The 16225-nt window shown below is 59.9% G+C and carries 1 protein-coding gene; it reads left to right on the top strand.

Annotation, left to right across the window (positions count from 1 at the left end; translation table 11 throughout):
* Nucleotides 1-749: 749 nt before the first annotated feature.
* Nucleotides 750-16225, top strand: a 15476-nt coding sequence (locus tag Q0903_RS18335) for a VCBS domain-containing protein (RefSeq protein WP_299417690.1), incomplete at its 3' end; no start/stop codon positions are given.

Here is a 16225-nt window from a genome sequence, read left to right on the forward strand (position 1 = left end):
CAATGCAGCATCATTTGAGGTTGCGTGATCCGAAAAAAATTAAATTAATTATTTATTAATTTCTCTGCGGGCGAAAATATCTTAGCAAATTGATTTTGCGCGGAAAATTGCCAATGCAGCCATATTAACCATTTTGTTTCCAAAAACTTGACAGTCCGCAGAGCGGCATCCGCCCCAGATTCTGCCTTGCCAAGAGGTTTGCCCAACGTCAATCTACAGTGAGTTAATGATTTCTTTGCACTTTATCAGCCCGCCAAATTATTGATCCGGGCCCGAATGTAAAAGTGCGTTTAAAAATTGGATACCGCAGCCACGCGGTGGGGTCATTTCTCAGGCACCAGCGAAGTGGGTTTACCGCATGAACGCAGGTTTATGCGAACGGAGTTTTGTCGGCTGGTGTTTTTCAGCGGGCAAACCAGATGGGGCGCAGTTTTGGATTCTGCAATACTCACTGGACGGTCGATAGACTGTCATCGAAACGGTACAGGGCGCAATTTCGCGCCTCATATAACTGATTCTAAACGTTTATTTTCACAGACATTATTTTCTCAGACAACAGCTGCACAGCTGGTCGCCACGCCGGTTTTACGGCACAGGCTGCCGTTGGCCGCGACGCATCACCGGTTCATTAAACCGCGCCCCGCTTCCGTTTTCTGCCCCGCGCATAAACGGCCCGAACACATCACGTCTGCGCAGGCATTCGCCCGCAGGCCCGTCCCAAATACGACATCCCCGACAGGAGCTTCATCATGACAACTTCAGGTTTTTTCTATCAGTACGCCACATCCACAGGAACAATTGATAGCAACGCGAGTGCATTGGCATTGTTGAACGGGACTGGTGTCGCCAGCAATACGACAGGCAATATCGACACGGTCACACTGCCCGCGGGAGCAAATGGCGACAATTTCGCCATCCGCTACACTGGAACTGTCAATGTTTCTGCAGGTGATGCTGGGACATGGTATTTTGAACATGACGCAGACGATGCCCTGACTTTTATCGTAAACGGTGTGGTTGTAGCAACGCGTTGGGACGACAGCACAGGCGGCGTCTCCGCTAGCTGGTCAACATCATCCAGCGCCACGCTGAACGCAGGCGCCAATACGATCGAGATTGTGTACTGGGAAGAAGCCATAGGCCAGTTTGTGAACCTGTCGGCAAGCCCATCAGGTACTGCGGGTACTTTCGTTCCCGTTGGAGGCCCTGGCGGCCTTGCTGTGCAAAGTATGGTTGCAAACACTGCCCCCACTTTCACCAGTGGCGCGATCGCCTCGGTCGCTGAAGGCACCACAGTGGCCTATGACGCGACCGCCACCGATGACAGCGACAGCGAAGGCAGCGGCATCACCTATGCGCTTGCCGGGTCGGGTGTGGATAATGGGGATTTCACCATTGATGCAGCCACGGGCGTCGTGTCTTTTGCCTCCGGTCCGGATTTCGAAGCCCCTGCAGATGACGACACCGACAACACCTACAACATCACCGTGCGCGCCACCGACAGCAATGGCGCCTTCACCGATCAGGCGGTCGCGATCACTGTGACCAATGTGGCCCCCACAGGCACTGTCACGGCCACCCCCAGCGGGCCGTTCACCACGGGCGATGTGATCACCTTTACCGCGACATTCGATGAAAACGTGACCGCATCGGGCAGCGCGCTGACCCTGACAGGCGGGCATAGCGCAAACCAGACAGGCAACAGCCTCAACACCGTTACCTTCGCATACACCGTGCAGGCAGGCGATAACCAGGCCGACCTCGAAGTCACCGGCTATACCGGCACCATCACCGATGGCACCGCAGCCGCGACCCTTGCGCCAACCAATCTGGACATCGTGCTGGACACAACAGCCCCCGCCGCTCCCGGAACGCCCGATCTACAGGCAACCTCGGACAGCAATATCGACACGGACGAAAACACCAATGTGACCGCGCCGGTCTTTGATGTTGACGTCTCCATGCTGGCTATGAACGATACAGTCACGCTGGTGGATACCTCCAACGGCAACGCCGCTCTGTCGGCGGTTTATACCGTGACAGGATCCGAAATGGGCGGCACCGCCCAGATCACTGCAAACACATTGACGGCAGCCACTTACGCAGTCGCAGCCGTATCGGCGGATACACTGGGCAATACCAGCGCACCCTCGGCCGCGCTAAGCGTTGTGATCGACACCGATGCAGACCTGAACGATGATGCCACAATCGCCTTTACAGGTGCGGGCAGTGATATGGTCTATGGCGGCACAGAGGTTGTCTCGGTCGCGGTCAGCGGGCTGGACATGGGCTCAACCGGTAGCCTGACCATCACGGGTACAGCTGGCAACGTGATGAAATCAGTCACTGCAAACGGCACTGTTGCACTGTCACTGGCGGAATCCGCCTCGCTGGGCGCGGGCGCATTGTCAGCCAGCATGAGCATTACAGACGTTGCGGGCAACACGGCCAGCGCGCCGATGATCAATTCTTTCAACGCCGATTACGTAGCACCCACAGCCTCCAGCGCCATGTTCAACATGGGCGCAGGCACCGCCGGTGCGATCATCCAAGATGATGTGGGCACAGGCACCGTCACCCTTGCAGTGACCTTTGACGAAGCGATGGATGATACCGTCAACCCCACCGTCACGATCACCACAGCAGGCACCGGCCTGAGCGAGAGCGCAACAGTGGCGCGCGCATGGAACGCGGCAAAGACAATTCTGACAATCACCTATGATCTGGCGGATACAAATGCCGATCTGGCTGATGTTTCTGTCAGTGTGTCAGGCGCGCAGGACGCGGCGGGCAATATGATGACGGGCGCCACACCGCTGTCCACAGGGGCCGTGATCGATACCGAAATCTCTGCCGATCAATCAGCCTCTTTCACCCCGAACGAGATCGCCGATCAGGCACAGGCCACAGCAGGGGTGATTGACCTTGCCACGTTGGACGGCACGGACGGCACCACCTATGCGCTGGCAACCTTTCCGGTTAACCCCGCCCACGCCCATGTGGAATTTGACGGGCTGACCCTGCGCATCAAGGATGATGCTGCCGCCCGCGCGTATTTCGACGCCGAGGTGAATCCGTCTATCAACATCATGGTGACAGGCACGGACAACGCCGGAAACATCACTCAATCCACCCTGTCGTTTGCGCTGCAGGATCTCAACGATGCGCCGCAACAGGGCACCGGCGACTATAGCGACACCGTCACCGAGCGCGCGGATGGTCTGACCAATCTGGCAGGCGACGTCATCGAAAACGATACGCCCTTTGGCACCGCTGGCACCTTTACCGTCACTGATGACGAGGTGGGCGATACACACTCCGTCACCGTCTCCAACATTGTCTCCAATGCGCCCGGCGGCGTCTTTCTGGGGTTCTTTCAGGCCGGTTTCGACGACCCTATCACAGGTGACGGCACAGGCACCGTCGGGTGGGACTTCAACGTAGGCTTGCCCTTCCCCGAAACAGTTTCCGGCCCGCAGATGGCCATCATCGACGCGCTGGCCGAGGGGGAAAGCATCGTTCAGGAATACGATGTCGTCATCACCGAGACCAACAATGCCCCCAATAACCTAAGCTATGTCCAGCGTGTTGTCATCACGATCGACGGCACCAATGACGCGCCTGTCGTATCGGGCAGCGCGATCTCGGGCGCTGTCACCGAAGTTGCCGATCCCTCGATGGCCGACCAGACGCTGACCGCCGAAGGCACGCTGAATGTGGTGGATACCGACACCACGGACACGGTGAGTGTCGATGTCACTTCTGTTGCCGTGTCAGGCAGCTTCACAGGGACCAACCCGCTGAGCAACACACAGCTTGAGGCCTTCATGAGCGTTGTTGCAGGGGACGGCAGCGCCGATCCGGCAGTCGCTGCCACCGGCCTGAGTGCAGATGCAAATCCCGACCCCGCCCTGTCAGGCTCGGACTTCACGTGGAAATTCAGCGCAGGTAGTGCGGGCGCAAGCGCGTTTGACTTCCTGAATGCAGGCCAGACACTGGTGCTGGAATATACGCTAACAGCCACCGACGACAATACAGTCGGCACGCCCGACACCACCGATACACAAGTTGTCACCATCACCGTCACGGGCAGCAACGATGTGCCCACAATCACCGCTGCCAGCACTGCCACGGGCATTGTAGAGGCGGGTGTGGATGCGTTGAACGCGGCTGCTGCTGGTACCGACACCGTTTCGGGCATGCTTAACGCTTATGGCAACTGGGCCGATGCGGATGCGGGCGAGACCGCGGCGCTGGAGGTCACCCAAGGCTCTGCCGGGGCAGGGGTCGCACAAACGGATCTGACCTTCGATCAAGGACCAGCCACAGACGAGGCCGCGATCTTCGGCACCTACGGCACGCTGTATGTCAAGACAGACGGCAGCTATCGTTATGAGCTGGACAACACCGATGCGGATACGCAGGCGCTGGATGGCGGCGACACCGTCTCGGATGTGTTCAACTACACCATCGCAAACGGCACAGATGCGGGCGACAGTGCCGCCAGCACGCTGACCGTCGCGATTGCAGGCACCAATGACGCCCCTGTTCTCACCTTTGCCACCGGTGCCGATACGGGCGCGGTGACCGAGGCGGGCGTCGACGCCATGAGCATGACCGCCGCTGGCACCCCCTCTGCCACAGGCACATTCGCCGCAACGGATATCGATGCGAATGACACCACCCTGACATGGACCGCAAATGCCAATACCGGCATGGGCCAAACCGCGGGCGCAACAGCTGCCGAAATCACCGGCACCTATGGCACGTTCAGCGTGACATCCGCAGGCGTGTGGAGCTTTGATCTGGCCAACGGCTCGACAGCTGTTCAGAGCCTTTATCAGGGGGAATCCGTCTCGGAATCCTTCGAGGTTCAGGTCTCGGACGGCAATGGCGGCTTTGACACGCAAAGTGTCATGATCGATATCACCGGCACCAATGACGCGCCTGTCGTGTCGGTCACCGGTGCGGTGGACAATGCCGTGATCGAGGCAGGCGATGATGGCGCGGGCGATGCCGTGGCCACCGGTGCCTTTGCCGTGACAGATGCGGATAATGACGCACCGACCACCGATGATGATGCCAAAATCTGGTCGATCATTACCAATAACGACGGCCCTGTCACACCTGCTGTGGCAAATGGTGCTGCGGCTATTGTAACCGGCACCTATGGTACGCTCTCGCTGACATCGCTCGGCACGTGGAGCTATGCCCTGCTCAACAACGATGCGGATACGCAGGCGCTGGATGATGGCGGCACGGCAACGGATATGTTTACCGTGCGCGTGGCCGACGGGCTGGGCGGGCATGACGATATCACTGTCACCGTGAACGTCGCAGGCGACAACGATGCGCCTGTGATCAGCGTCGAGACCGGTGATGCCATTACCGCTGATCTGGTCGAGGACGCGGCAGCGACCCTGACGGCGAGCGATACGCTGACCATCACGGATGTGGACGCGAATGAAGGTGTGAGCACCACTGTCACCGGCCTGAGCATCTCGGGCATCACCGGCGCCTACGGCTCAAACGCCACGCCGCTCGCCAATCTGCTGAGCATCACAGATGGCGGCACATTGACCAACACCACCACAGGCGGCAGCAATCAGGCCACATGGACCTTCTCGGCGGCCTCGACGCTGTTTGATTATCTGGCCAAGGACGAAGTGCTGACACTGGTGTATACGGTCACATCAAACGACACCACCAGCACGGACACACAGACCGTCACCGTGACCGTCACAGGCACCAATGACACGCCAACCGTTTCCGCAGAGACGGGCGATTCCGCCGCCGAGACGGTGACTGAATCCACAGGTCTGGTGGGCGGCAACCTGCAAACCGCAGGCACGCTGAGCATTGCCGATCTGGATACAACCGACACCCACACCCCTGCCGCCACGCTGGCCACGGCCACATGGACCGATCTGAACGGGACTGATCCAGCCAATATTTTGACAGGCCCAAGCTCTAGCGCAGGTACAATCAGTGCGACCCTGATGAGCACATTGGATAACGCATTCACTGTCACCAACACCGCCAACAATGTGATCGACTGGGATTTTGATCTGGCCGACACGGAGGTTGATTTCCTCGGCAAGGGTGAAGAGCTGGTTCTGGTGTTCAACGTCACTGCACAGGACGACAGCCTTGATGCGGCCACCGACACATCCGTGCCGCAGACCGTGACCATCACAATCGTCGGCAGCGACGATGCGCCTGTCCTTTCGGCGGCCGGCACATCGGCGTTTGACGAGGGCAATTCGAACATCATCGTGGATGGTGCCGTGACAGGTACCGCACTGGCCGATGATGTGACCGTCAATCTGCTGGGCACAGGCTCCAATGACGCAGATAACGTCTGGGTCACCACCGTGACCACAGAGCTGGACACAAACGATGCGCGCACCATCACCGGTACGCCTACCATCACCACTGTCAGCGGCACCATCCCCGCAGGCTATACCCAAGCGATGGTCGAGGCGGCCTTTGGCGGGCTGACGGCGGCCAGCGATGCGGTGACGTTCAACCGCAATGCAGCCGTGTTCGACGCACTGGATGACGCCGCCTTTATCGACGTGACACTGGCCTATACCGTGCGCACCACATCGCCGGACGGGACGACATTTGTCGACACGCCGCTGTCCACAGTGGTGCGGATCAACGGCGACAACGACGCACCTTTCATCACCGACGGGGCCGCTCTCGATGCCGATGTGACCGAGGATGGCATGACCGCAGTTGGCGGCAATATCTTCTTCAACGATATCGAGCCTACGGACAGGGCGGCCCTGTCCGTCACCAACACCCCGACGCAAAGCATGGGCACAGGCGCCGCCGATCTGGCCAATTACATCGGCACCTTCTCGGCAGGTTTCTCTGCACCCACAGCCAGCACCGATGGTCTGCTGTTCTATACCTTCAGCGTCGACAACAGCGTGATCAACAATCTGGCCGAGGGCGAGGTGTTCACCCAGTCCTACGAGATCGCGATCACCGATGGGGATCTGTCCACCACCCGCGACATCGTCATCACCTTTACCGGCGTCAATGACGCGCCTGCCAATATCGCCGTGACGGGGGCCACGGGCCTGACCGAAAACACGGGGGTAGACGTGACCGGTGGCACCAGCGACCAGCAGCTGACCGGCACCATCACCTTTGACGATGCGGATATTTCCGATCTGGCCGCAGGCGATCCGGCTGTGGGGGCCGATACGCACACTGTCACATCCGCGTTCAAATCCGCCACACTGGATGGGGCCGCTCTGACAGGTTACGCAGGCGCCATGGGTGATTTTACGATCACCGCCGCCAGCATCACCGCCGCGAATGCCGCCAGCACAGTGGGTAATTCCGTCGACTGGACCTTTGACATCGACGATGCGGATTTTGACCATCTGGCCGCAGGCGAAGTCCTTGCCCTGACCTATACCGTCACCATCGACGATGGCGCGACAGGCGGGTCCGTGACCCAGGACATCACTGTTTCCGTCACAGGCACCAACGACAGCCCCAGTCTGACAGTCGAAACCGGCAATACAGACGCCCGCACCGTGACCGAAGGAGACGCGGCGCTGAGCACCTCCGGCACGCTGACGCTGGCCGATGCAGACCTGAGCGATCTGGTCTCCGTCACCACCACATCCGTTGCCGTGACCAGCGGTGACGACAACAGCATTGCAAATGCAACCTTGCTGGCGATGCTGGGCGTGACAGATACGCTGAGCGCGACCGAGGCCAGCGAACAGGTCACATGGAATTTCAACAGCGGCACAGAGCTGTTTGATTACCTGTCAGCCACCGATACGCTGGTGCTGACCTACACGCTGACAGCCAGTGACAATGCAACCCCGCCTGCAACCACCACGCAGAATGTGGTCATCACCATCAACGGCACCAATGACGTGCCCGTGATCGCAGGCACCGCCAGCAACAGTGTGGCCGAAGATGCGATGGACCTGACTGCCAGCGGCACATTGACCATCACCGACAAGGACACCGGCGAAAGCACGTTCCAGGCGATTGCAGCAAATACAGCTGGCGATAATGCCTATGGCACCTTCGAGGTCGGCACCAATGGCGCATGGACCTATACGCTGACCAATACGCTGGCCGCGGTCCAGAACCTCGGTGTGGGGGCGACCCTGACAGACACAATCACCGTCACCTCCGCTGACGGCTCGGCCACGCAGGACCTGATCGTGACCATCACCGGCACCAACGACGCGCCTGTGATCGACGAAAGCCTGTCAGAACTCGCCAAAACGACAGACGAAGATGTTGCGGTTACGGGGACTATCTCCGTTGACGACCGCGATCTTGATAACATGGGTATGGGCGATACGCTGACCTACAGCATCTCCACGGATGGGGCGAACGGCACAGCCAGCATCGATGCCTCCGGCGAATACACCTACACACCGGGTCAGGATTTCAACGGCGCCGACAGCTTTATCGTCACCGTCGCGGACGGGCAGGGCGGCATGGATACCGTCACTGTCAACATCACCATTGATCCAATCAACGATGCGCCCGTCGGGAATGTTGTGCCATCAACAACCTTCCCCATCGCGAACGAAGATCAAAGCTTTAGCGTCACCGTGGTGAACGGTGCACCGTCGGCGATGACCGATGTGCCTTTGGCCCTGTTTGCGACCGATGTCGAAGGCAACATCAGCCCGGCCAGCCTTGCATTTGTAAGTGCCACCATTGGCGGCACTGCAGTGGCCGATCTGGCAACAGCCGGTATCACGTACACTGGGGCAACTGGTGTATTCACCTTTGACGGAGCCGTCGCGGCCTATCAGACGTTGGCCGAAAGCGTCACAACCGATGTCGTCATCAACTTTACCGTCACCGACGACGCCAGCGCATCCGACACCGGTTCGGTCACCTTCACCGTGCGTGGCACCAATGACGCGCCTGTGCTGGATGCCGTTGCATCCGCCCTCACGCCAACGGGCGCAGAGGATGCGATCACCATCGGTGGCTCCGTTGTGGCCACTGATACGGATCTGGGCGATACACGCGCCTATACGATCGAAGCTTCCGACGGCCCTGCAAATGGCACCGTTACCATTAATGAAAACACCGGCGCCTACAGCTATGTGCCAAACGCAAACTACAATGGCACTGACGCCTTTACCGTTACCATCACGGATGACGAAAACGCTGTGATCACCACTCTCGTGAATGTCACAGTCAGCGCGGTAAACGATGCGACAGAAATCAACACCACAGCACAGGTCACACCGACCCATGTAGAAGCGGTAGATGCGGCCACGCCTGTGGCGACACTGGTCGCGGATGCCGTGACACTGGTGGATGTAGACGCGCTTGATTACGACACGGCCGTCCTGTCGGCGGCTGTCACGGGCGGGGATGCAAGCGATGTCCTGTCGCTGGATACGTCAGGGACCGTTTCGGTGTCTGGCACAGACGTCAGCGTTGGCGGCACAACCATCGGCACGCTGGCCACAACCACAGCCGGACTGTCGGTGACATTCAATGCCTCCGCGATGCAGGCACAGGTGGAATCCGTCCTTCAGGCGCTGTCTTATGCCACCACCAGCGACCAGCCCGCGACCACGCGTGCCATTACGCTGGACCTGACAGACGGGGACGGCGGCACCGCCATGCAGCAGAGCGTTTCCGTAAACATCACGGCCAGCAACGACACACCCTCGGCCAGTGATTTCGACCTCGCGGGTGTCAATGAGGATAGCAGCACGACTCTCACCATCGTCTCGGGTCTGGCAGGGGCAGGGGAGGTGTCGCTGTCCAGCTTCGGCTCTGACCCCGATGGCAACATTGATGTGTCCTCTGTCACCTTCCCCGGTACTGTTACCGCGGGCGGTGTGGCCAGTGATTTTGCAACACTGGGCCTCAGCTATAACGCCGTGACAGGCGAGATCAGCGTTGATACCACCGTTGCCTTCTATCAGGATCTGGATGCGGCAGACACGCTGGAGCTGTTGATCGACTTTACCCTGACAGACGGGGCCACTGCCACCGACACAGGCGTGATGACGGTAGACGTCACCGGCGTAAACGACCGCCCCACGCTGACGGCTGTGAACCTCGCAACATATACAGACACCAACATCAACAATGCTTTCACCAATGCTTCCGGCACGCTGATGGGTGCGGATGCGGACGCGGATGACACGACCCTGAGCTATGCGCTGGATGCAGGCACCATGGGCAGTGACCCGGGCGGCAGCTTCACCACCCAGACCTCTGCTTTCGGCACGCTCAAGCTCTATACAAACGGCAGCTATGACTTTGCTGTCGATGCGGCGGCGGTGAATGCCGCCCCTGACGGCGGCAACATCGTGCTTGATTTCGGGGTTGTCGTCTCGGACGGGAACGGTGCGGCCAACAGCGACAGCACCGTCACCAATGTGACCATCACCATTGATCCGGCCAATGACACGCCGGAAATTGCCGCCATCGCAGCAAAGAGCATTGCCGACACGGCAAACGCCGACACCATCGCGGACATCACCGGCGTAGCCGGTGTCGACGGTCTCACCGCAGTCGAGCGTGACACAGGCGATACGGTCGACTTCTCGATCTCGGGTAAAACCGTGGTGGCTGGCGAGACAAGCCAGACCTTCTACTATGACCGCAGCGGGGCGACAGTAGTTGCCGACCCGTCGGATGCCACAGGCCTGATCGAATTGGGGACCCTGACCGTCACCACCGCAGGCGGCTATACCTTTGATGCCAATGATGCAGGCATTGATGCGCTGCGCGCTGGCGAAAACCCTGCCATCAGCACCATGCTGCGTGCCACGGATGATGACGGCCTGTTCACCGAAACAGCACTGGCCATCAACGTCACAGGCGCCAATGACGCACCTGTCGTGGGTGGTATCGTTCCGGGTGCAACCATCACCGCCAAAGAGCAGCTGGAGGGAACCGACACACGCGCAACCGCCGAAGGCGATGCGGTCGAGGCGCAGGCCACAATCTCCTACACGGATGTGGACAGCACCGGCACGCCCAACTTTGCCTTTATTCCCGCAGCGTCGGGCTTTGCCGGCACAATCTCCTTCACGCCCTCGGGCGGCACAGTTGCAGACGGTAATGTCATCGTCAGCTTCGAGATCCCCGATGCAGATCTGAACGCATTGGCCGAAGGAGAGGAACTGCTCGGCAGCCCGCAGGAATACGAAATCCGTATCTTTGACGAGGTCGGCTCTTTTGTCTCGCAGACTGTCTTTATCAACATTGTGGGCAGCAACGACCGCCCCGTCATCTCTGCCGCCGCAGGCCAGGAAGGCGCAATGGTCACGGAGGCCGCAGAAGGCGCGTCAGACAGCACGCTGACAGCCAATGGCACCCTGAGTGTGACAGACGAGGACACCACCGACGATGTGACACTGAGCGTGACAGATCTGGCGGTCAGCGGCAGCTATACGGGCGATTCAGCGCCCTCTGACACTGCCCTCAAGGCGATGCTGGGCTTTGCCGCAGGGGCAGGGGCCACAACCGGCTTTACCCCGACGCTGACCCTTGCAGCGGACGGTGCCAATACCGATGCCAGCTGGGGCTTTACCTCGGGCATGATGGGGGATGATGCGTTCAAATTCCTCGCTGCGGGCGAGACGCTTGTGCTGGCCTATGAGGTCACGGCAAACGACAATTCCGAGACAGCGCCAGGTGTGGCGACAGATACCGCCACCACCACGCAGACCATCACCGTGACGATCACCGGCACAAATGACGGCCCCGTGGCCGCAGGCGATATCATCGCAAACGTGGCAGAAGACCTCGACATCGGGGCCATGACACCCACCGTGATTGCCACAGCCTTTGCCAACGATACGGATGACAAGGATACGCTGGTCTACTCCATTGATGCGGGCGATCCGGACGGCCTGTTCGCGATCAACAGCGCCACGGGCGCGATCACACTGGCGGCGGGCAAATCGCTGGACGCCGAAGCCATGGGCGGAGGTCAGCATGTGCTGAGCATCCTTGTGGATGACCAGAATGGCGGCACCGATACCCAGCAGGTCACGGTGAACGTGTCGGATGTGGATGACAACATCACCACAACTCCTGTCGATAACGACACAGCCTTCTTTGCGACAGGCAATGTGAACGAAAACGCAGCCATCGGCACCGCTGTCGGCATTACAGCGATGTCCACCGATGACGATGTCACCGCAAATCCGTTGGCCTACAGCATCACGGGCGGCACAGGCAGCAGCCTGTTTACCATCGACAGCAGCACAGGTGTGATCACCGTCAACGGTGCCATCGACCGCGAAGCGGCAGGCGGCGGCAGCTATACCCTCGACGTGATCGCAACACCGCAAAGTGGTGCGGCGAGCGCGGCGGCGACCTTCACCATCACGGTCAATGACGACATAACGGAATTCTCCGTCAGCACGCCTGTTGATACCGACGGCACAACCGGCGGCTCACTGGCAGAAAACTCGATGGGTGGCGCGATTGTCGGCATCACCGCCTTCTCCTCGGACAGCGATGCCACGCTCAACACTGTCACATACGCACTGACCGATAATGCCGGTAACCGGTTCGAGATCGACGCCACATCCGGCGTTGTGACCCTGTCGGACGAGGCTGGCGCACCCGCGCTCAACTTCGAGGCGGCGCCCTCGCACAACATCACGATCGAGGCGACCAGTGCGGATGGCACAACCGCCACGGAAACCTTCACCATCGCAGTGACGGATGCGGATGACACACCGCCCGTCATCACAAGCGCCAACACAGCAACCCCTGACGAAAACCAGACTGCCGTGCTGACCCTGACAGCAACAGATGTGGACAGCGACGCGAGCCAGACCAGCTACAGCCTTGTGGGCGGTGCGGACATGGGCGCGTTCGAGATCATCAACGGCAACGAGCTGGTGTTCAAGGCGGCCCCTGATTTCGAGGTGCCCACCGATGCAGGCACCGATGGCACATACAATGTGACCGTGCAGGCCACCGATGTGCTGGGCAATTCCAGCACACAAGACATCACCGTGACCGTGCAGGACGTGAACGAAGCGCCCGAGGTCACATTGGCCAACGGCCAGATCACCATTGCGGAAAACACGCCGACCACAGGCGGCATCAAGGTCGCGGACATCATAGTCAGCGATGACGCACTTGGCACAAACGATCTGGATCTGGACGGCGCTGATGCGGCCGACTTTGAAATCCGCACAGGTCCGAGCGGCCCCGAGTTGTTCTTTATCGGCACCTCGCCCAATTTCGAGACCGCCAGCGATGACAACACGGACGGCGTCTATAACGTCACCGTCACTGTCGATGATACGATGATCGGGACGGGAGACGAGGACACAGCCGCCTTCACCCTGAGCGTGACCGACGTCGCAGAGGCCCCTGTGGCCACTGATAACGTCAGCCTTGCACCCGGTAATATCGCCGAGAACAGCACATTCACCGTGACCCTTTCGGCAGCGGCCTTGCCCGCCCCGCTTGAGGCGGCGCTGAGTGCGCTGGCCACAGACGAGGATGGCGACATCGATCTGACATCGCTCAGCTTCGATACCGCCACACTGGACGGTGTGGCAACAACTGTCGCGGCGCTGGGTGTCAGCTATGATGGCAGCACCGGTGTGTTCACACTGGCTGCCAGCGGCCCCAGCTTTGAAAGCCTTGCGGTGAACGACACCGCCGCGCTGGTTGTAGGCTTTACCGTGACAGATGGCACAGGCCTGACCGATACAGGTTCGCTCAACTTCACCGTCTCGGGCATAAATGATGCGCCGGTTGTCGATCTGGTTGCCTCTGATCTGGCCGCCAGCGGGGACGAGGATACGGTCATCAACGGGACCATCGTTGCCACAGACGTCGATGCCGGCAGCACCCGTGGCTATACCATCGCCGCAGGGGACGGAGCCACAAACGGCACCGTCACAATCGACCTGACCACAGGTGCCTATACCTATACGCCCGATGCAAACTTCAATGGCGCAGACAGCTTTACCGTGACCATCACCGACGACCAGATGGTTGCCGTCACACAAGTGGTCGGCGTGACGGTTGCAGCTGTCGATGATGCACCGGACGCCACTACAGGCACAGCCACTACAAACGAAGACGCCGCGATCATGATCGACGTCACCTCCTTTGTGACCGAAGTAGACGGCGACGATTTCACCGTCACCGCAGCCAGCGTGCCAGAGACACAAGGCTCGCTCAGCTTCTCGGGCAAGATCATCACCTTTACCCCGGCGGCAAACTCCACAGGTCCGGTAACCATCACCTATACCGTGTCCGATGCCACAGGGGCGGCGCTGAACGACAGTGACACGATCAATGTCACAATCACCGCTCTGGATGATGCACCCGTTGCCGCAGACGGCACCGCCAACATCATGGAGGACGCAGGCCCATCCGTAATTGATGTGGCAAGCCTGATCACCGAAGTGGACGGCGACGCCATCACAGTCACAGCCACCGTGCCAGCCGCGCAAGGCGGGGTCACTGTGTCGGGCACCGAAATCACCTTTACGCCTGCGGATGACTTCAACGGGACAGCCAGCATCACCTATACCGTCACCGACACGGCCGGCGGGCTGAACGATGCAGGTGTGGTTGCAGTTGCCGTGGCAGCGGTGAACGATGCCACTGAAATCGACACGGGCGCACAACTCACACCGACCCATGTGGAGGCCGTTGATGCCGCTGCCGTGGTCCCCACGTTGATCGCGGATGCGGTCACGCTGGTGGATGTGGACAACCTTGACTACGACACGGCGGTGCTGAGCGCATCGGTTGCGGGAGGTGATCTGACGGATATCCTGTCGGTCGATACCTCTGGTACAGTTGATCTGAGCGAGCTTGGTGTGCTGAGCGTGGGCGGTGTAACAGTCGGCGCGCTTGGTCTGGCGGCAACGGGCAGCATCAGCTTTACCTTCAACGCCACGGCGCAAAAAAGCGATGTGCAGGCGGTCTTGCAGGCGCTGAGCTATGCCACTGTCAGTGACCAGCCGGTAACATCGCGCACCATCACCCTGTCGCTGACAGACGGTGACGGGCTGGCCGCGATGAACCAGACGGTGGATGTGACGATTACCGCCAGCAACGACACACCGACACCTCAGGACGATGCCATCAGCGCGGTTGAGGGGGGGACACTCTCTACCCTGAACCTGCTGAACATCGGCACGCTTGACAGCGATCCGGACGGTGACGCCCTGACCGTGACAGGGCTGGCGGATCTCAAGGATGCCACCGGCGATGCGGCGACAGGCGGCAGCGCCACAGTGGGCAGCTTTGCAGGGGTGATCACCACCGATTGGGGCGCACAGGTTACGTTGCAATCCAACGGCTCGCTCTTCTACAACCTGTCTTCTCCCACTGCCCGCTTCAACGAGCTGGCCGAGGGCGACACTGCTGTCGACAGCTTTACCTACACCGTATCGGACGGAAACCTGACCGAGACAGCAACCGTCAGCGTCACGATCACAGGGGTCAACGATAACATCACCGCCAACCCCGACACGATCACCGCAACAGAAAACACTGCGACAAGCGTGACCGGCAACCTGCTGGACAATGATACCGATCGCGACGTGGGCGACATCCCCGAGATCGTCAGCGTGGCAAGCTCGGTCTCGGCCACCGCTATCAGCACGGCGACAGGGTATCTTATCACCACTGTCGACGGTGTGGTCGTATCGCTGGAGCGGGACGGCAACTATCAGCTGACCGCCCCCGACAGTCTGGATGCAGGGACGCTCTATACCGCGACCTTCCAGTACACAGCTCAGGATGATGGCCCACAATCCACCACAACCGTGACCATCAACATCACGGGCGACAATGACGGCCCCGCCGCGGCAACAGTCACGCTGACCGCCTCGGACGAGGATACGGTACGCACCATCACATCGGCCCAGTTGCTCACAGGAGCAACCGATCCGGATGCGAACGCGGCTCTGACCATCACGGATCTGACGCTTACTTCGGGCAACGGGACACTGGACGACAACGGTGACGGGACATGGGCCTATACCCCTGCTCTCAATGACAACAGCGCCGTTACCTTCAGCTACACGGTCAGCGATGGCACCCTCACCGCCACCTCCACAGCCGGTCTGGACCTTACACCCGTCAACGACGCGCCTGTCGACAATGGCACGGTGCTGGCGGTCAGCGGTGACGAGGACACAGCCATAACCGGCACAATCCTCGCCTCGGATGTGGATGGCGATACGCTTGCCTACGC

It is taken from the genome of uncultured Sulfitobacter sp. (assembly GCF_947502895.1).
Taxonomy (GTDB): domain Bacteria; phylum Pseudomonadota; class Alphaproteobacteria; order Rhodobacterales; family Rhodobacteraceae; genus Sulfitobacter.